The sequence below is a fragment of the Chromobacterium phragmitis genome (genome assembly GCF_003325475.1).
GTDB classification, from domain to species: Bacteria; Pseudomonadota; Gammaproteobacteria; order Burkholderiales; family Chromobacteriaceae; genus Chromobacterium; species Chromobacterium phragmitis.
The window spans coordinates 3,287,713-3,306,282 of record NZ_CP029495.1; the positions used below are offsets into that span (position 1 = coordinate 3,287,713).

Here is an 18,570-nt window from a genome sequence, read left to right on the forward strand (position 1 = left end):
GCCGTAAAGAAAAGCCCATCGCATCCGCGATGGGCTTTTTTGTCGGCGAGGAGAGGCGTCAGGCTTCGGCGGCGGCCGTCTTCAGGCCATTCCGCGGCTCGGGGCGTCCCAGCAGCGCCTTCCAGCGGCGGCAGGCCGAGATCAGGATCACCAGACCCAGCGCCAGCATCACGATGGAGATGCCGGCGTTGAACACGTTGTAGCCCTTGGCGGCAGGATTCAGGTAGACGTTCTTCACCATCCAGTAGCCGGCGTAATTGACCGTGACGTACAGATAGGCCAGCGGCACCAGGCAGGTCAGCATGTAGCCGCGGTTGTGCGACAGCCGCAGGATGATGGTGGCGCCGATGATCAGGCCGATGGAGGCCATCAACTGGTTGGACACGCCGAACAGCGCCCACACCGAATTGATGTCGCCGGAGTTCAGCAGGTAGCCCCACATCGCGCAGGCGATGATGGACGCGCCGATGGCGCCGGGCATCCAGTCGGTGCGCTTCAGCGGCGCCCACAGGTCGCCGACGAAGTCCTGGATCAGGTAGCGGGCGACGCGGGTGCCGGAGTCGATGGCGGTGAGGATGAATACGGCTTCGAACATCACCATGAACTGGAAGAAGTAGGACGCCAGATGGCTGAACCAGGGGATGCGGGTGAAGATGTCCGCCATGCCCACCGCCAGCGTCACCGCGCCGCCGGTGCGGCCGTACAGGTCCAGGCCGATGGCTTCGGACAGCTTGGGCAGATTGACCACATCCATGCCCAGAGTCTGGAACACGGCCGGTGCGGAGTTGATGGCGAAGTAGTCGGCCGGGTGCAGGGCGGTGGCGGCGATCAAGGCCATCACGCCCACCACGCATTCGGCCAGCATCGCGCCGAAGCCCACCGGCAGGATGTCGCTCCACTTGTCGATCTGTTTGGGCGTGGTGCCGGAGCCGATGAAGGCGTGGAAGCCGGAAATGGCGCCGCAGGCGATGGTGATGGAGATGAACGGCCATACAGGGCCGGACAGCACCGGACCGCCGCCATGGATGAACTGGGTCACCGCCGGAAACTGGATTTGCGGGTTGATGAACACCACGCCGGCTACCAGCAGGCCGAACACGCCGATTTTCATGAAGCTGGACAGGCAGGCGCGCGGGGTCAGCAGCATCCACACCGGCAGCGCGGTGGCGAAGAAGGCGTAGATGGGCAGCAGCAGCGACACGGTGGATGCCTTCAGCGATAGCCATTCGCCCAGCGCGGTGTGCTGGATGTAAGGGCCGGCGAACACGCAGGCCATGATGGCGGCGATACCGACGTAGCTGGCGTTCTTCATGCTGCCGGTCACGCGCTCCCACAGGCCCACGGCTATGGCGATGGGGATGGTCATGAACACGGCGAAGGCGCCCCACGGATTGCGCTCCAGCGCATGCACCACCACCATGGACAGGCCGGCCATGGTGATGGTGATGATGAACAGCATGGCGAGGCCGGTGCACCAGCCGGCCAGCGGGCCGAGCTCGGACTTGGCCACTTCGGACAGCGACTTGCCGTGGTGTTTCATCGATGCGAACAGCACCACGGTATCGTGTACCGCGCCGCCGATGACACAGCCTATCAGCAGCCAGATCATGCTGGGCAGGTAGCCGTACTGGGCGGCCAGCACCGGGCCCACCAGCGGGCCGGCGGCGGCGATGGCGGCGAAATGGCCGCCGAACGCCACCCACTTGCTGGTGGGCACGTAGTCCTTGCCGTCTTTCAGTTCATGAGAAGGGGTGACAGCGCTGTCGTCGACGCCCAGCACCTTGCGCGTGAAAAACACCCCGTACAGGCGGTAGCAGATGGCAAGAATGCATAGGGTGCCGATCACAAAGCTCAATGCGTGATCCATGATCGCGGCTCCAGTGAGATAGTGGTCTCACCTTACGCCTCAAAGGAGCGTGGCCGGCGCGCGAAGTCGGCGAGCGGCAGCCGGCGGCCGCGAGCGGCGGCGTGGCGGGGGCGAGCGGCGGCGGGCAGGGGCGCTACGGCTGCCAGTTCTGATAGGGCAGATGGACTCTGGCGTAGGCTTTCTGCAGTTCGCCGCTGGCGCGGGCGGCGCGTATCGCGCGGCTGAGCGCCTGGTTGACGAAGTCGCCGCGACGGTTGCAGGACATGAACAGCACATCCGGGTAGTCATCGAAATGCTCGCGGCGGATGCGGCTGAGCTGGTTCTTGCGCACCAGATAATCGGCCTCTTCCTGAGCCCACAGCACGGCGTCCACGCGGCCCAGATTCAGCTGCTTCAGCGACAGTTCCAGGTTGACCACGCTTTTGGTGGGGAAGCCCCAATTCACCGGCGGGGCCTCCACCACGTATTTGGCGAGATTGGCGACGCGCAGGATGTCCAGCTTGGCGAGCGGCTTGGCCTGGTTGGTGTAGAGCACGAAGGTGACTTTGCCCATCATTTCATGCGAAAACTGATAGGGCGTGGCGCTGTCGGCGTTGTCGCGGATTTTCATGATGGGGAAACGGAAGTCGGCGTCGCGGTCGTCGGTATCGAAGTAGACGCGTTTGACCGGCTTGATCTCGAAGCTGATCTTGCCTTCCGGGTAGTGGCGGGCGATGGTTTTCAGCAGGTCGGCGAAAGGGCCGGACGTATTGTTTTCCAGTACTTGCGGCAGGAATACGGCGATGCCGTGCAGGTCTGGCGCGTCAACCCGGGAGGCGGTTCCCTGCGAGATGGTGCCGTTGCAGGACCAAGCCTGGGCGGCGATCAGGGCCAGCGGCAGGCAAATCATTTTCGGCGGGTTCATGGCCATCCCCTTGCATCCATCCAGCTTGTTCCTCGCCTTGTCTGGAGCGGCGCTTGCTGATTTGGGTGTAGCACAGGGGAGGGCGGCGCGTCAGCAGGGAATGCCCAGCGCCTCTTTCAGCGGTTTGAGGAAGCGCCGGCTGACCGGCAGGCTGCGCCCGCCCAGGGTCACGATATCGGCCGCGCCGTTGTCGCCGAGCCGGATTTCGCGGATGGCGCGCAAATTGACCAAGTGCTGGCGATGGCAGCGAAACAGGCCGCTGCGCGCCTCGAAGGTGCGCAGCGTCAACTCGGTGAAGTGCTCGCGCCCATCGACGGCCTGCACGAACACGCCGCTGACGCGAGAGGAGACAAACTCCACCTCGACCAGCGGCAGCAGCGCGATGCGGTTGACGCCGTGGCAGGGCACCACTTCCAGCGGGGCCAGCGCCTGGGCGGGCAGCGGCTGCGGCGAAGCGTCGCGGCGCAGCCGCTCCAGCGTTTTGGCCAGGCGCTGCGGGTCCACCGGCTTGAGCAGGTAGTCGAAGGCGTGTTCCTCGAAGGCCTGGATGGCGTAGTCGTCGAAGGCGGTGACGAACACCACGCGCGGCATCTTGTCAGGGTCCAGCATGGCCAGCATTTCCAGGCCGCTGACGCGCGGCATCTGGATGTCCAGGAACACCACGTCCGGTTGCTGGCGGTGGATGAGGGAAATGGCTTCGATGGCGTTGCCGCATTCGCCGATGATGTCGAAGCCGGCGTGGCTGGCCAGTTGCTGGCGCAATTCGTCGCGGGCCAGCGGCTCGTCGTCCACCAGCAGGGTTTTCAGCATGAAGGTTCTCCATTGGCGGGGCAGGGCACGCTGAGCGTGACGCGGGTGTAGGACTCGGGCTCGCATTGCACCGACACGCCGTAGTCTTCGCCGTGGCGGGCGCGGATGCGGCGGTCCACCAGCGACATGCCCAGTCCGTCGCCGGGGCCGGATGGCGCGTAGAGGCCGGCGTTGTCCTCCACCGTCACCTGCAGCGCGCCGTCGCGGCATTGCGCGCCGATGCGGATGCGGCCGCTTTCCAGCAACTGCGAGGTGCCGTGCTTGATCGCGTTCTCGACGATGGGCTGCAGCGAGAACGCCGGCAGCCGCACCTGGCGCGCGGCCTCGTCCAGCGCGATCTCCACGTCCAGCCGGCCGGCGAAGCGGGCCTCCTCGATGCGCAGATAGGCGCTGACGTGTTCGATTTCCTCCTCCAGCGTCGCCACTTCGCTGGAGCGTTTCAGGTTCTTGCGGAAGAAAGTGGACAGGTATTGCACCAGCTGGCGGGCGTGTTCGGGATCGCGCCGGATCACCGCCGACAGCGTGTTCAGCGCGTTGAACAGAAAGTGCGGATTCACCTGGGCGTGCAGCAGCTTGATCTCGGTTTGCGCCAGCAGCTGCTTTTGTCTGTCGTACTGGCCTTGCAGAATCTGGCTGGACAGCAGCCGCGCGATGCCCTGGCCCAGCGTCAGGTTGATGCGGGAAAACAGCTTGTTGCGCGGCTCGTACAGCTTGATGGTGCCGATCACGCGTTCGTCCTCGCCGCGCAGCGGAATCACCAGCGAGGACGCCAGCCGGCAGCCGGGGTGGATGGAGCAGCGGTACGGCGTTTCGTTGCCGTCGGCGTAGACCACCTCGTTGCGCTCGATCGCGCGGTGGGTATGCGGCGAGGTGATGGGCGTGCCGGGCAGGTGGTGGTCCGATCCGATGCCGATGAAGGCCAGCAGCCGCTCGCGGTCGGTGATGGCCACCGCGCCCACGCCCAGCTCCTCGTACAGGATGCGCGCCACCGTCAGGCTGTTTTCCGGATCGAAGCCCTGGCGCAGCACGCCTTCGGCGCGGGCGGCGATCTGCAGCGCCTTGCCGGAGAAGGCGGTGGAGTATTTTTCCGCCAGCACCCGGCGGTCCAGCAGGATGCGCATGAACATCGCCGCGCCCAGCGTGTTGGCCACCATCATCGGCAGCGCGATGCTGGCCACCAGCTGCTGCGCCGCGTGGAAGGGGCGCACCAGCGCCAGCAGGATCAGCATCTGGCCCACCTCGGCGGCGCAGGCCACCGCCGCCACCGCCAGCGGGTCGAACAGCCGCGCGCGCTGGCCGCGCCGCACCAGCCACAGGTGGACCAGGCCGCCCAGCAAGCCCTCCATCATCGTCGACACCATGCAGGCGCCGGCGGTGATGCCGCCCAGCGAATAGCGGTGCAGGCCGCCGGTGAAGCCCACCGCCAGCCCTACCCAGGGGCCGCCCAGCATGCCGCCCAGCACCGCGCCGATGGCGCGGGTATTGGCGATGGAGTCCTGGATGTGGAGCCCGAAATAGGTGCCCATGATGCAAAACATCGAGAACACCAAGTAGCAGACCAGCTTGTGCGGCAGCTGCAGCGTGACCTGGGTCAACGGGATGAACAGCGGCGTCTTGGACAGCAGATAGGCGATCACCAGATAGACGCACATTTGCTGCAACAGCGACAGCACCAGGGTCAATTCGACGAGCATGGATGGCTGGTTTGGTTTGAATGCGGATAGTTTAGCGGGCGCGCCCTCGACGCGGCCTTGTCCTGGCGCAAGGGTGGACGGTTCCGCCAGGCGCGACGCGGCGATTCCCATCATGCGCGGGCCTGAGGCCGCCGCCCCGCGGCGTCGCCGGGCGGCCGGCTTTCCGGTATCCTTGCGGTTTCGTTGTTTTCAGCTGCGTTGAACCGATATGCACATCCACATCCTGGGTATTTGCGGTACCTTCATGGGCGGCATCGCCGCCATCGCCAAACAGGCCGGCCACAAGGTGACCGGCTGCGACGCCAACGTCTATCCGCCGATGAGCACCCAGCTGGAGGCGATGGGCATAGAACTGACCCAGGGCTTCGGCGCCGAGCAGACGGCGCTGAACCCGGACGTGTACGTGATCGGCAATGTGGTGACGCGCGGCAAGCCCTTGATGGAGGAAATCCTCAACCGCGGCCTGCCTTATATTTCCGGCCCGCAGTGGCTGGCGGAGAACGTGCTGCGCGATAAATGGGTGCTGGCGGTGGCCGGCACCCACGGCAAGACCACCACCAGCTCCATGCTGGCGTGGATACTGGAAGACGCCGGACTGGCGCCGGGCTTTTTGATCGGCGGCATTCCGGAGAATTTCGGCGTGTCGGCGCGGCTGCCGGGCAAACCGGCGCTGGACCCGGCCAGCGACAGCCCCTTCTTCGTGATCGAGGCCGACGAATACGACACCGCCTTCTTCGACAAGCGCTCCAAATTCGTCCACTACCGGCCGCGCACCGCCATTCTCAATAACCTGGAATTCGACCACGCCGACATCTTCGCCGACTTGGCCGCCATCGAAACCCAGTTCCACCATCTGGTGCGCACCATTCCCGGCAACGGCCGCATCGTCAGCAACGGCCGCGAAGCCAATCTGGACCGCGTGCTGGCGCGCGGCTGCTGGACGCCGGTGGAGCGTTTCGGCGCGGACGCGGGCTGGCAGCTGGGCGCGCTGCACGAGGACGGCGGTTTCGACGTGTTGCTGGAAGGCAAGCCGCAAGGCACCGTGCACTGGAGCCTGATGGGCGAGCACAACCGGCTGAACGCCGTGGCCGCCATCGCCGCCGCGCGCCACGCCGGCGTGGCGGTGAAGGATGCGATAGACGCGCTGTCCCGCTTCGCCAACGTCAAGCGCCGCATGGAAGTGAAGGGCGTGGCGAACGGCGTCACCGTCTACGACGACTTCGCCCACCACCCGACGGCCATCGCCACCACCCTGGAGGGCCTGCGCCGCAAGGTGGGATCGGCGCGCATCCTGGCGGTGCTGGAGCCGCGCTCCAACACCATGAAGCTGGGCACGATGAAGGACGCGCTGCCCGGCTCGCTGGCATTGGCCGACCAGGTGTTCTGCTCGGCCGCCGGCTTAGGCTGGAACCCGGCAGAGGCCTTGGAGTCCATGGGCGGCAAGGCGAAGACCTTCGACGATTTCGATGCGCTGGTGGAGGCCATCGTCGCCGAGGCCCGTTCGGGCGACCATGTGCTGGTGATGAGCAACGGCGGCTTCGGCGGCATCCACCAGAAGCTGCTGGACCGGCTGGCCTGAGGCGGGTTCTCAGGGCAGCTTGATGATGTAGTTGGCGCCGCCTTCGCGCGCCTTGGTCAGCGCCTCTTCCAGGCGCTCCAGCATCGGCATGGGGCTGGATTCTTCGCTGCGCAGCGAACTGATGCCGACACAGGCGGCGGCTTGATGCTCCGCGCCCTGATACAGGAAGGTGAGCTGGCGCAGCGATTTGATCAGCCGCCGGCCCATTTCATTGGCCCCGCCGATCGGGGTGTGCGGCAGCAGGATGACGAATGTGTTGGCGCTGCGGCGCGCCACCAGGTCGCTGTCGCGGCTGCTTTGCAGGCATAGGCTGCTCGCCAGCCGGATCAGGTGGTTGTAGGCGGAGCCGTCGTCCTCTTGCGGCACCATCTCCGGAATGTTGACCAGTTCCAGCGCCAGTCCGGACAGCGAGTTGCCGTAGCGCCGCGCGCGGCTGGTTTCGGCATGGGCGCTGGACATCAGCCTGTGCATGCCCACCACGCCGGTCAGTTTATCTTCGTCGTCGCTTTGTCCGCCTTCTTCTTTCAGCGTCTTGACGATGTTCAACGAGCGTTCCACCAATTGGCGCTCGAAATCCAGCAGCTGGCTCAGCACCTTGGTCTCGGTGCGGTCGGAAAAGCTGCAGACCAGCAGCGGGATCTGGTCCAGCAGGATGCGGCGGGCCGACAGCTGAACCTCGAACGTTCGACCGGCGCTGGTGCTCAGCTGCATGCCGCGGTTGTAGATCATGTTGTTGCCAGCCAGCTCGCGGCAGAGGTTGTAGGCTTCGTTCTTGTCGGGCAGGAAATCGTAGATCGAGCACTTGAGCAGGTCGCTTTGCGGGCAGGCTAGCAGGATGCAGGCCAGCTGGTTGGCGCAGTAGATGCGGCCGTTCTCGGGAGAGGCCAGCAGCAAGCTGCCCTGCACGGTGTCGATCAAAGGCTGGAACGCCTGCAATGTGACCATCTATCCGCCTCCCTGGCTGCCGAAGGTAATGACGCTGCTGGGGCACCTGGCTGAGGCGTCGCTGCACACTACGTTCTTCTACTTAGTTTATTCATAGACTGTGATGTTTTCACGTTGCTTGATAATGATTTTGACAGTCATGTTCAATGCGGAATGGGTAATTTTGGCCGAGTCCGCTTTTTTTGTTAGATATCAACCGCAATCGTGTTACATTTTGAAACGTATCGCCTGGATACCTAGCGAGGACCAGCAGACTTCACTACCCCGAAGCGCCGGTAGCCGCCGTCCAACAGACGGCTTCCTCTCCCCGTACGCCGCGCAGGCGACCGCAGCCCGATTAAAGAGGTGCGGCGCGCGCGGCGGACATCTTAGACTCCGCGGCCGGCAGCATCGGCGGGCGCGGGCGTTCGGCGATGCCGCGGCATCGCGCGGTTCCCGTTTACGTTTTCGGCTCCGTTCTGGCGGCGCCGGCCTGCGTGCGGGCGGCGCGCCGCGGCGCAAATAAAACCTATACACGACAAAGATTTACAGGACATGGCTAGATCTCAATGGGGCTCGCGCCTCGGTTTCATTCTCGCGGCAGCCGGCTCGGCCATCGGGCTGGGTGCCATTTGGAAATTCCCCTATGTCGCCGCTACCAATGGCGGCGGGGCGTTCTTGTTCATATACCTCGGCATCTGCCTGACGCTGGGCCTGGTGCTGATGCTGTCCGAAATGGCGCTGGGACGCGCCACGGGCGCCGGCGCGGTGGGCGCCTTCCGCAAGCTGGCCGGCGGCTTCTGGCCCATCATCGGCTACATGGGCGTGCTGGTGTGTTTCCTGATACTGTCCTTCTACAGCGTGGTGGGCGGCTGGACCATCGCCTATATCGTCAAGTCGCTGCAGGGCAGCATCATGACCTCCGATCCCAAGGCGCTGGGCGCGATATTCGGCGGCTTCATCAGCGATCCGGTGCAGCCGCTGCTGTACCATGGCGGCTTCGCGCTGCTGACGCTGGCGGTGGTGGTCGGCGGCGTGCAGAAGGGTATTGAAACCCTTTCCAAATTCCTGATGCCGGCGCTGTTCGTGCTGATGCTGGTGTTGATCGTCCGCGGCCTGACGCTGCCGGGCGCGCTGGAAGGCGTCAGCTACTTCGTGACGCCGGACTTCTCCAAGGTGAGCGCCGGCATGCTGGTGGACGCGCTGGGGCTGGCCTTCTTCTCGCTGTCGCTGGGCCTGGGCATCATGATCACCTATGGCTCCTACGTCGGTCGCGAATCCAAGCTGCTGGGCTCGGCGCTGTGGGTGATCCTGCTGACGGTGGCCACCTGCTTCCTGGCCGGCCTGATGGTGCTGCCGGCGGTGTTCGCCTTCGGCTTCGACCCGTCCGCCGGCCCCGGGCTTACCTTCATCACCATGCCGGCGGTGTTCGCCCACCTGCCGCTGGGCCAGCTGTTCGCGGTGATGTTCTTCTGCCTGCTGTTGCTGGCGGCGCTGACTTCGTCGGTGTCGCTGCTGGAGGTGGTGACCAGCTTCGCCATCGACGAAATGCGGATGTCGCGGCGCGGCGCGGCCATCCTGATGGCGGCCGGCACCTTCCTGCTGGGCATCCCGGCTTCGCTGTCGCTGGGCATCTGGGGAGATTTCCAGCTGGGCGGCATGAACTTCTTCGATCTGCTGGACTTTGTCACCTCCAAGCTGCTGATGCCCGCCGGCGAGCTGCTGCTGGCATTGTTTGTCGGCTGGAAGGCCTGGCCGGTGGTGCGCGACGAGCTGTCGACCGGACGCTCGCGCAAGGCGATGCAATGCATGCGCGGCTTCTGCATGGCGCTGGCGCCGGCGCTGATAGGCTGGATCATGGTGGTCAATATCTGATCGCCAGACTGAGAAACGGGGAGCGATCGCTCCCCGTTTTGCTATGGTTCAGACAGCACGACGCGGCGGGAGGAGTCATGGGACAACCACGATGGGCGGCGATGCTGCTGGGCATGGGGCTGGCCATGGGCGCTCGGGGCGAGGCGTTGACCGTCATGTTGCCCGCCATGCCGGGTCTGGCGGAGCCGCCCGCCGGCGGGCAGGAAGCGCATGGCGTCGTCGTCGATATCGTCCGTGAGATGGGCCGCCGCGCCAACATCAATTTCCGGATCGTGTTTTATCCGCAGGCGCGGAGCCGGCTCCTGGCGGAGCGACAGGCCGATGCCTGCTTTCCCGGCGCCCACTTGCCGGAGTTGAGCGATAAGTACAAATGGAGCGCGCCTGTCGGCCAGATGCGGATGGTGATGCTGGCCCGCGACGACGATGTTCGGGATGTGCGCGGACTGGAGCAGGCCAAGGCCTTGAGAGTGGGAGCGATGCGGGGCACCATGGTCGCCGCGCGCTTGAAGGAGATGGGCCTGGCGCTGGACGAAAGCGCCGACTCTCAAAGCGGGATGGAGAAGTTGAAGCTGGGCAGGCTGGATTTGTGGGCGATGCTGGACGTGGGCGTCGCCTCGCTGGCCGGGCGGCTTGCTATGCCCAAGCCCAGGGTGGCTTGGGTGATAGGCACGCTGGATGTGTCGTTGGCCTGCAATCTCAAAGTGGACGACTCGTTGCTGGCGCGTGTCGACAAGGCGATCGCCGAGATGCGCGCGGACGGTAGCATGGGCCGCTTCGACTTGCGCTGATCCCGGCGCATGCCAAGCGTAAAGGCTTTTGGGCTACACTGCCGTTTTTCCGTTTGCGAGATACCGTTGAAAGCTCGTTTCCCCCTGCTGGCAGGCTGCTTGCTGCTGGCGGCCTGCGCGACGCCGCCGCGACAGGCATCCGCCCCCGTCGCGGCCCCCGAGTCGATAGCCCCCGCCCCCGTGGCGGCAACGACGATGCCATCTCAGCCGGCGTCAGCGCCCGCGTCGGCGGCGTCCCGTCCGGTTGCCAAGCCGGTCCAGCCGCCGGCGGCGATCTCCGAAAGCCAGGGGCGCGCCTTGCTGGACCGGCTGCTGCCGCCCGGCATCCCGGACCGCAAGGGCTGGAGCAGCGACGTGATGGGCGCGTTCAGCCATCTGAAGATTCCGTACTCGCCGCAGTATTTCTGCGCGGTGCTGGCGGTGGCGGAGCAGGAGTCCGGCTTCAGTCCGGACCCGGTGGTGCCCGGGCTGTCCAGGATCGTCTGGGGCGAAATCGAGCAGCGCCGGCAGAAATACCTGATTCCGCAGTTCGTCGTCGATGCGGCGATGAGCAAGAAGTCGCCGGACGGCCGCACCTTCAAGCAGCGGGTGGACGCTTTGCGCACCAAGCGCGAGATGAACGCGCTGTACGAGGACATGGTGCGCGAGCTGCCGTTCGGCCAAACCATCTTCGAGCATAAAAATCCGATCCGCGATGGCGGGCCGATGCAGGTCAGCGTGGCTTTCGCCGAGACCCATGTCCGAGCCTGGCCGTATCCGTACAGCTATTCCAGCCTGCGCGACGAGGTGTTCGGCCGCCGCGGCAGCGTCTACTTCGGCACCGCCATCCTGCTGCAGTACCCGGCGCCGTACCCCGAGATGGTGTACCGCTTCGCCGACTACAACGCCGGCCGCTACGCCAGCCGCAACGCCGCCTTCCAGCAGGCGGTGGCGCGCCTATCCGGCCGCAAGCTGGCGCTGGACGGCGACATCATGCTCTACAGCGACAAGATGAACCGCGTGCTGTCCGGCGAAACCAGCGAGACCCAGCGCGCGCTGCAGTCCATCGCCGGCCGGCTGGGCATCAGCGACGCCGACATGATGCGCGACCTGCGGTTGGAGAAGCTGTCCGGCTTCGGCCAGAGTCCGCTGTACCAGAAGGTGTTCGCGCTGGCCGGCCCCAAGGCTCCGCGCGAGATCATTCCGCAGATCGTGCTGGTCAGCCCCAAGTTCACCCGCCAGCTCACCACCGAGTGGTTCGCCCGCCGGGTGGACGGACGCTACCAGCGCTGCCTGGCGCGCGGCGGCTGACCCGGCCGGACCGCCGCCTGCCGCCTTGTGCGGCGGACAAATGCGCCTATAGTGATTGCAGCGGCGCGCTGACGCCGCCACGCATCCGGACGGCGGCCATTTCCTGGCCGTCGTCTTCCGTTTCTCGGCGCGGGAGGCAAGGCATGAAGGTTTCCATCAACGGCAAGGCGGTGGAGCTAGGCTCCTCCCCTGACACTCCCCTGTTGTGGGCATTGCGCGACGAACTGGGGCTGACCGGAACCAAGTTCGGCTGCGGCGCGGCGCTGTGCGGCGCCTGTACGGTGCTGAAGAACGGCCTGCCCGTCCGTTCCTGCGTGACGCCGATCTCCACGCTGGCACCGGACGACAGCATCACCACGGTGGAAGGCAACGCCGACAAGGTGGCCCTGGCGGTCAAGCAAGCCTGGCACGAACTGGATGTGGTGCAGTGCGGTTACTGCCAGAGCGGCCAACTGCTGGCCGCCACCGCCCTGCTCAGCGCCAACCCCCATCCCAGCGATCAGGACATCGACCTGGCGATGAGCGGCAACCTGTGCCGCTGCGGCACCTACCCCCGCATCCGCGCGGCCATCCACGCCGCCGCCAAGCTGTTGTAAGGAGAACCGCGATGACCGCAAACGGTATGTCCCGCCGAGACTTCATCAAGGCGGGCGGCGTGGCGGGCGGCGCGCTGTGCCTGAGCTTCGTGCTGCCGGATGGCGGCAAGTTCGCCAGCGCCGCCGAAGCCAAGCCCGCCATTCCCGCGCCCAACGCCTTTGTCCGCATCGAACGCGATGGCGGCGTCACCATCGTCAGCAACAAGTCCGAGATGGGACAGGGCATCTACACCTCGCTGGCGATGCTGATCGCCGAGGAGCTGGAGTGCGACTGGAGCCGGGTGAAGGTGGTGTCGGCCCCGGTGGCCGCCATCTACGGCCACACCGTGTTTCATCTGCAGATCACCGGCGGCAGCACCAGCACGCTGTCCAGCTACGCGCAGTACCGCAAGATAGGCGCGGCGGCGCGCGACATGCTGATCGCCGCCGCCGCCAAGCGTTGGAAGGTGCCGGCTGGCCAGTGCCGGGCGGAGAACAGCCGGGTGGTCAACAACGCCAACGGCGTCAGCCTGAGCTACGGGGAGTTGACCGAGGCCGCGTCCAGGTTGCCGGTGCCGGACTCGGTGGAACTGAAGCCGCGCCACCGCTGGCAGCTTCTGGGCACCCGCGTGCATCGGGTGGACGGCGACGAGAAACTGGATGGCAGCGCGCAGTTTTCCATCGACGTGCGCCTGCCCGGCATGCTGACCGCGCTGGTCGCGCGCTGTCCCAGCTACGGCGGCAAGCCCAAGAGCTTCAAGGCCGACGCGGCCAAGGCGGTGCCGGGGGTCAAGGACGTGTTCGCGATCAGCAACGGCGTCGCCGTGGTGGCCGACGGCTTCTGGCCGGCCAAGAAGGCGCGAGACTTGCTGGAGGTGGAATGGGACCGCGGCGCCAACGCCGGGCTGGATTCGTCCCGGCTGCGAGACGACTACCGCGCGCTGGGGGCCAAGCCGGGCCAGTCCTACAAACAGTCCGGCGACGCGGAAGCGGCGCTGGCCGGCGCGGCGAAGCGGCTGGAAGCCTGGTATGAGCTGCCTTACCTGTCGCATTCGCCGATGGAGCCGCTCAACTGCGTGGTGTGGCTGAAGCCGGGCGGCTGCGAAATCTGGAGCGGCACCCAGTCGCAGACCATAGACGCCGGCATGGCTGCCGCGATGGCGGGGCTGAAGCCGGAGCAGGTCTCGCTGCATACCACGTTGCTGGGCGGCGGCTTCGGCCGGCGCGCGGTGCCGGCGGGCGCCGACTGGCTGAAGGAAGCGATGGAGGTGGCCAAGCGCCATGGCCAGGGCGCGCCGATCAAGCTGGTGTGGACCCGCGACGACGACCTGGCCGGCGCCTACTACCGGCCGATGTGGCTGGACCGGGTGCGCGGCGGCATCGGCAAGGACGGCAAGCCCGTGGCGTGGCTGCAGACCGGAGTGGGCCAATCCATCATCTCAGGCACGCCGTTCGCGCCGATGATGGTCAAGAACGGCATCGACGCGGTCTCGGTGGAGGGCACGGACGACATGCCCTATGCGCTGCCGGCGGTGGCGCTGGACCTGCACACCTCGCAGACGCCGTTGCCGGTATTGTGGTGGCGTTCGGTTGGCCATTCTCACAGCGCGTTCAGCAAAGAGTGTTTCATCGACGAGCTGGCGCGGCTGGCCCGACAGGACCCGGTCGCCTACCGGCTGGCGCTGCTGGGCAAGGCTCCGCGCGAGCAGGGCGTGCTGCGCGAGGCGGCCAAGATGGCCGGCTGGGGCCGCAAGCTGCCCAAGGGGCATGGCTTGGGCGCGGCGGTGCACAGCTCCTTCGGCTCCCATGTCGCTCAGGTGATGGAGGTGGCGGTCAAGGGCAAGGAGCTGAAGGTGGTCCATGTCTGGTGCGCGGTGGATTGCGGGGTGGTGGTCAATCCCGATCAGGTCGCGGCGCAAATGGAAGGGTCCGTGATGTTCGGGCTGTCGGCGGCGCTGTTCGGCGAGATCACCTTCAAGGACGGCGAGGTGGAGCAGAAGAATTTCGACGGTTATCCCATCGTCCGGATGTTCCAGGCGCCCAAGGTGGATGTTTCCATCATCGCCAGCGAGGAAGCGCCCGGCGGCACCGGCGAGCCGGCGGTGCCGCCGGCGGCGCCCGCGCTGGCCAACGCGCTTCACGCGGCAACCGGTACGCGCTTGCGGGCGTTGCCGCTCAGCCGCCATGGCTATCAGGTTGTGTGAGAGGGGGCCGGGATGAAAGCCTTGCTTGCAGTGTGCTGGACGCTGGCCGCCGCCTTGCCGGCGGCGCGCGCGGCCAATGACCCGGCGGCTTCGCGCCAGGCCTTCGGCGAAGCGGCCAGGGTGCTGCAGTCGCCGCGCTGCCTGAATTGCCATACCGTCACCGATTTTCCGCGCCAGGGAGACGACCGTCATCCGCACGCGCAGATGATCAAGCGAGGTCCGGCCGGCATGGGGCATCCGTCGCTGATGTGCCTGGCTTGCCACCAGGCGGCCAACTCCGCCGACGGCGCGGTGCCGGGCGCGCCCAATTGGCACCTGGCGCCCTTGAGCATGGGCTGGGAGGGACTGAGCGCGGGCCAGATGTGCCGCAAGCTGCTGGACAGGAGCCAGAACGGCAATCGCGGCGTGCCGGAACTGGTGGCCCACATGACGACAGATCCCCTGGTGCAATGGGCCTGGCATCCTGGCGGCAAGCGCGAGACGCCGCCGCTGTCGCAGCGCGATTTCCACGACGCGGTGAGGCGCTGGGCGGACGCCGGCGCCTATTGCCCGAAATGAGCTCGGCGATGCGAGGCAATGACGAGACGGTGCTGGCGCAGGCGCTGGTCTGGCTGCGCGCGGGCCATCGCGTCGCGCTGCTGACGGTGTTGGGCACCCATGGCGCCAGCCCCCGGCCGCCCGGCGCGCTGGCGGCGATTCGCGGCGATGGCGCGGTCTGCGGCTCGGTGTCCGGCGGCTGCGTGGAGGATGACCTGAGGCGGGAAATAGCCGAGGGCGGCGTGTTCGGTCCGGAACCCACCGCCTGGGTGCGCAGCTTCGGCGTCAGCGTGGAGGAGCGGCAGCGCTATCGGCTGCCCTGCGGCAACAGTCTGCGGGTGGCGGTGGAAACGATGCCGGACCCGGCGCAGCTGGAGGCGCTGCTGGCCGCGGTGCGGCAGCGCCGTTGCCTGTGGCGGCGGGTCGACTACCGGGACGGCGCGGCCTATCTTCTGAATGACGGGCCGGCGGGTGCCTTCGCCGAGGACGAGGCGGGTTTTGCCGCGCTGCACGGCCCGCGCTGGCGGCTGTTGATCATCGGCGGCGCCGAGCTGGGCCATTACCTGGCGCAAATCGCGCTGACGCTGGATTACGCGGTGACGGTGTGCGAGCCGCGCGAAGAGTACGCGGCGGAGTGGGCGCTGGACGGCGTCGCGCTGTCGGCCGAGATGCCGGACGACCTGGTGCTGGCTTTCGGCTGCGACGGCCGCACCGCGGTGGTGGCGGTGACCCATGATCCCAAGCTGGACGACCTGGCGCTGATGGAGGCGCTCAGGCTGCCTTGCCATTATGTCGGCGCGCTGGGCTCGGCCACCACCACCATGAAACGAAAGGCGAGGCTGGCCGAGCACTTCGGCCTGACGCCCGCCGAGCTGGACAGGCTGCACGGGCCGGTGGGGCTGGCGATAGGCTCGCGCACCCCGGCCGAAATCGCGGTCTCCATCGCCGCGGATCTGATTGCCTGCCGCAGCGCTTGCCATCGGGAGGGGGTTCATGAGGGGGAAAGGAGCTGCCGGGCATGATGGCCGGCGCCCTGCTGGCGGCGGGACAGGCTCGCCGCTTCGGCTCGGACAAGCGGCAGGCGCGCCTGCCGGACGGGCGTCCGCTGCTGGAGGCCAGCGTCGCCGCCTACATCGGCCGGCTGGAGCCGTTGGCGCTGGTGCTGCCTGCGGACGACGCCTACGGCCTGGCGCTGTGCCGGCGACTGGGGCTGCATCCGCTCGCCTGCGAGCTCAGTCGCGCCGGCATCGGCCACTCACTGGCTTGCGCCGCGGCCTGGGCGCTCGGACTGCCCGATTGCCAGGGCCTGGTGCTGGGGCTGGCCGACATGCCCGCGCTGCTGCCTCATACGGTCAGCCAGGTGGCGGCCGCGTTGGCGCACGGCCGCTTGGTGCTGCCGTGCTATCAAGGCCAGGGAGGTCATCCGCGCGGCCTGCCTGCCTCATCTTTGCCTGCCTTGCTCGATCTGGGCGGAGACGCCGGCGCGCGCGACATCCTGGACTGGAGCGGCGCGCTGAGGCTGGAACTGGACGATCCGGGCGTGTTGCTGGACATCGATATCCCGGAGGATCTGAAGCGGTTGGCGTGAATCGGTCAACTCGGTATTTATGCTTAGCGTCCGGGCTTTTCTATAGTGGGAAGTGTTCAGGCGCGGGATGGATGGGAAATATGCGAGTGCGCTTCAAGGTTGCCCACAAGTTGGTCTTGCTGATCGCGCCGTTGGTGTTGGCCCTGTTCTGCGTGGCGATAGGCTATGCGTGGCATCAGTGGCGGCTGTTGCAGACACTGGGCCGCGACCAGGTGTTGAGCGCCAATATCGAGATGGTGGGGGACTTGATCCAGCAGTTGCAGGCGGAGCGCGGGCTCAGTTACGGCTACCTGAACCGGCATCAGGCCTTGCCGGCAGAACTGACGCAAGCGCGCGCGACGGCGGACGAGGTCTTGCGCAAGATGCGCGGCCAGTCGGGCGCGGACATGTCGGACAGGCTGGAAGGGTATCTGGCGCACAGCGTGCCGACGCAGGATCAGCTGGCGCAGCTGCGCCGGGATGTCGATGTCCGCCATATTTCTCCAGCGCCAGCCTTCAACCGCTATGCGGACATGATCGAGCAGCTGTCGGGCATCATCACGCTGTTCAACGCGCAAACGCCCGAGGTGCAGGCCTTGCTGCTGCAATGGTCTGCGGTGAATTGCCAGAAGGAGTTCACCGGGCGCACCCGCGGGTTGGTGACCGGGGTGCTGACCGTAGGCAGTTTCAGCATCACCAACTTCCGGCTGGTCAGCGGCGTGGTGTCGCAGGAGGAACTGTGCCGTTCCCAGTATCGCCAGTACGGCGGAGACGAGGCGTTGCTGAAGGCCGCGATGGACCGAAGCCGGCAGTTCGAGTCGGCGCGGGACGCGGTGCTGGCGCGCGGCGCCGGCGCGATGCAGAGCGAGAAGCCGGACGACTGGTTCCGCACCGCCAGTCTGAGGATGACCGAGTTGTACCAACTGCAGCGCCAGCTGTTGTCGCAAATCCGCCAGCAGCTGGACGCGCAGGCCAGCCGCGCCCGCATGCAGGGGTATCTGGTCTTGCTGGGCTTGCTGCTGCTGATGTTGCCCATCGGGCTGGCGGCGCTGATCGGGCGCAACATCATCCATACGCTGGGGGCGGAGCCGGACGAGGTGGCGAAAGGCATGCGCGAGTTGTCTGCCGGCCGGCTGGATTTCTTTTTGCCGCTTCGGCGCGGCGACAGCCACAGCCTGGCCGCCCACATCCGACAGATGGGGGAGCGGCTGACCGGCGTGATCTTGCAGGTGAAGGAGGATGCCGACGCAGTGGCCAACGCCTCCACCGAGCTCAATTCCGCGTCCCAGGGGCTGTCGCAGGGCGCGGCGCGCACATCGTCCGATGTGGAGGAAAGCAGCAGCGCGATAGACGATATCGCCAGCCGCATGTTTCATATGGCCGGCGACGCCAACGACGCAGGCTGCATGGCCGACACCGCCAGCGGGCAGGCGGCGGAGGGCAATCGGGTGGTGCAGCAGACGATCGCGGCGATGCACCAGATCGCCAAGCGCACCGACATCATCGACGACATCGCCTACCAGACCAATTTGCTGGCCCTGAACGCGGCGATAGAGGCGGCGCGTGCCGGAGAACATGGGCGAGGGTTCGCGGTGGTGGCGGACGAGGTGCGCAAGCTGGCGATGCGCAGCCAGAGCGCGGCCAAGGAAATCGGCAAGGTGGCGATCAGCAGCGTGGAGCTGGCGGAGAGCGCCGGCCAGCAATTGAGCGACATCGTCGATTCCAGCCGCAAGACGCTGGAACTGGTGAAGGGCATTTCCAGCGAGGCGACGGTGCAGGCGCAGCGGGTGGGCAACATCAACCAGGCGATGCAGCGGCTGAACCAGTTGTCGCAGGACAACGCCGCCGCCAGCGAGCAGCTGTCGGCGGCGGCGCAGGAGGTGGCGATGCGCGCCGACAGCCTGCGCCAGCAAATGCACTACTTCCAGCAAGGGGAGCGCCCGCGCGCGGACTGAC

Annotated in this window: 15 protein-coding genes; 10 read left to right on the top strand and 5 right to left on the bottom strand. The window is 66.6% G+C overall.

What is annotated here, in order from left to right; genetic code table 11:
* Positions 1-58: 58 nt before the first annotated feature.
* The 4 genes from DK842_RS15575 to DK842_RS15590 all read right to left on the bottom strand — a co-directional run bounded on the left by DK842_RS15575 (position 59) and on the right by DK842_RS15590 (position 5,275).
* Positions 59-1,867 carry a carbon starvation CstA family protein gene (locus DK842_RS15575; RefSeq protein WP_114062261.1) on the bottom strand — a complete coding sequence of 603 codons (1,809 nt, stop codon included), beginning with the start codon at positions 1,865-1,867 and terminating at the stop codon, positions 59-61.
* 133 nt (positions 1,868-2,000) lie between these two features.
* Positions 2,001-2,771 (bottom strand): type 2 periplasmic-binding domain-containing protein, encoded by a 771-nt coding sequence (locus DK842_RS15580; RefSeq protein WP_145964053.1) that lies wholly within the window; start codon positions 2,769-2,771, stop codon positions 2,001-2,003.
* A gap of 90 nt (positions 2,772-2,861) precedes the next feature.
* Positions 2,862-3,581: a two-component system response regulator BtsR gene (btsR, locus tag DK842_RS15585; protein ID WP_114062263.1), complete on the bottom strand. Its 720-nt coding sequence runs from the start codon at positions 3,579-3,581 to the stop codon at positions 2,862-2,864.
* Positions 3,575-5,275 (bottom strand): sensor histidine kinase, encoded by a 1,701-nt coding sequence (locus DK842_RS15590; RefSeq protein WP_114062264.1) that lies wholly within the window; start codon positions 5,273-5,275, stop codon positions 3,575-3,577. The genes btsR and DK842_RS15590 overlap by 7 nt, the downstream gene beginning before the upstream one ends.
* Before the next feature lie 208 nt (positions 5,276-5,483).
* Here DK842_RS15590 and mpl point away from each other — a divergent pair, with 208 nt between their 5' ends.
* The gene (gene mpl / locus DK842_RS15595; protein WP_114062265.1) at positions 5,484-6,854 is read left to right on the top strand and encodes a UDP-N-acetylmuramate:L-alanyl-gamma-D-glutamyl-meso-diaminopimelate ligase; all 1,371 of its coding nucleotides are present in this window, start codon (positions 5,484-5,486) and stop codon (positions 6,852-6,854) included.
* Positions 6,855-6,863: 9 nt separating this feature from the next.
* Here mpl and DK842_RS15600 read toward each other — a convergent pair whose 3' ends face one another.
* Entirely contained in the window at positions 6,864-7,799 is a 936-nt protein-coding gene (locus DK842_RS15600) for a sensor domain-containing diguanylate cyclase (protein ID WP_114062266.1), read from the bottom strand.
* Positions 7,800-8,333: 534 nt separating this feature from the next.
* On the opposite strand from DK842_RS15600, the gene DK842_RS15605 reads away from it, so the two are divergent.
* The 9 genes from DK842_RS15605 (at position 8,334) to DK842_RS15645 (ending at position 18,569) form a co-directional block, all read left to right on the top strand.
* Positions 8,334-9,653: a sodium-dependent transporter gene (locus DK842_RS15605; RefSeq protein WP_114062267.1), complete on the top strand. Its 1,320-nt coding sequence runs from the start codon at positions 8,334-8,336 to the stop codon at positions 9,651-9,653.
* Between the two features lie 77 nt (positions 9,654-9,730).
* Positions 9,731-10,441 carry a substrate-binding periplasmic protein gene (locus DK842_RS15610; protein WP_168191929.1) on the top strand — a complete coding sequence of 237 codons (711 nt, stop codon included), beginning with the start codon at positions 9,731-9,733 and terminating at the stop codon, positions 10,439-10,441.
* 195 nt (positions 10,442-10,636) lie between these two features.
* Positions 10,637-11,731: a DUF1615 domain-containing protein gene (locus DK842_RS15615; protein ID WP_232538500.1), complete on the top strand. Its 1,095-nt coding sequence runs from the start codon at positions 10,637-10,639 to the stop codon at positions 11,729-11,731.
* Between the two features lie 143 nt (positions 11,732-11,874).
* Positions 11,875-12,327 (top strand): (2Fe-2S)-binding protein, encoded by a 453-nt coding sequence (locus tag DK842_RS15620; protein WP_114062268.1) that lies wholly within the window; start codon positions 11,875-11,877, stop codon positions 12,325-12,327.
* An 11-nt stretch (positions 12,328-12,338) separates the two neighbouring features.
* Positions 12,339-14,510 (top strand): xanthine dehydrogenase family protein molybdopterin-binding subunit, encoded by a 2,172-nt coding sequence (locus DK842_RS15625; RefSeq protein WP_114062269.1) that lies wholly within the window; start codon positions 12,339-12,341, stop codon positions 14,508-14,510.
* A 12-nt stretch (positions 14,511-14,522) separates the two neighbouring features.
* A complete protein-coding gene (locus DK842_RS15630) occupies positions 14,523-15,068 on the top strand; it encodes a hypothetical protein (protein ID WP_114062270.1) in 546 nt (181 codons plus the stop codon).
* An 8-nt stretch (positions 15,069-15,076) separates the two neighbouring features.
* A complete protein-coding gene (locus tag DK842_RS15635; RefSeq protein ID WP_168194897.1) occupies positions 15,077-16,069 on the top strand; it encodes an XdhC family protein in 993 nt (330 codons plus the stop codon).
* Positions 16,066-16,635: a nucleotidyltransferase family protein gene (locus tag DK842_RS15640; RefSeq protein WP_114062272.1), complete on the top strand. Its 570-nt coding sequence runs from the start codon at positions 16,066-16,068 to the stop codon at positions 16,633-16,635. The genes DK842_RS15635 and DK842_RS15640 overlap by 4 nt, the downstream gene beginning before the upstream one ends.
* Before the next feature lie 80 nt (positions 16,636-16,715).
* Positions 16,716-18,569, top strand: coding sequence for a methyl-accepting chemotaxis protein (locus DK842_RS15645; protein ID WP_168194898.1), 1,854 nt, complete (start codon positions 16,716-16,718; stop codon positions 18,567-18,569).
* Position 18,570: the final 1 nt, after the last annotated feature.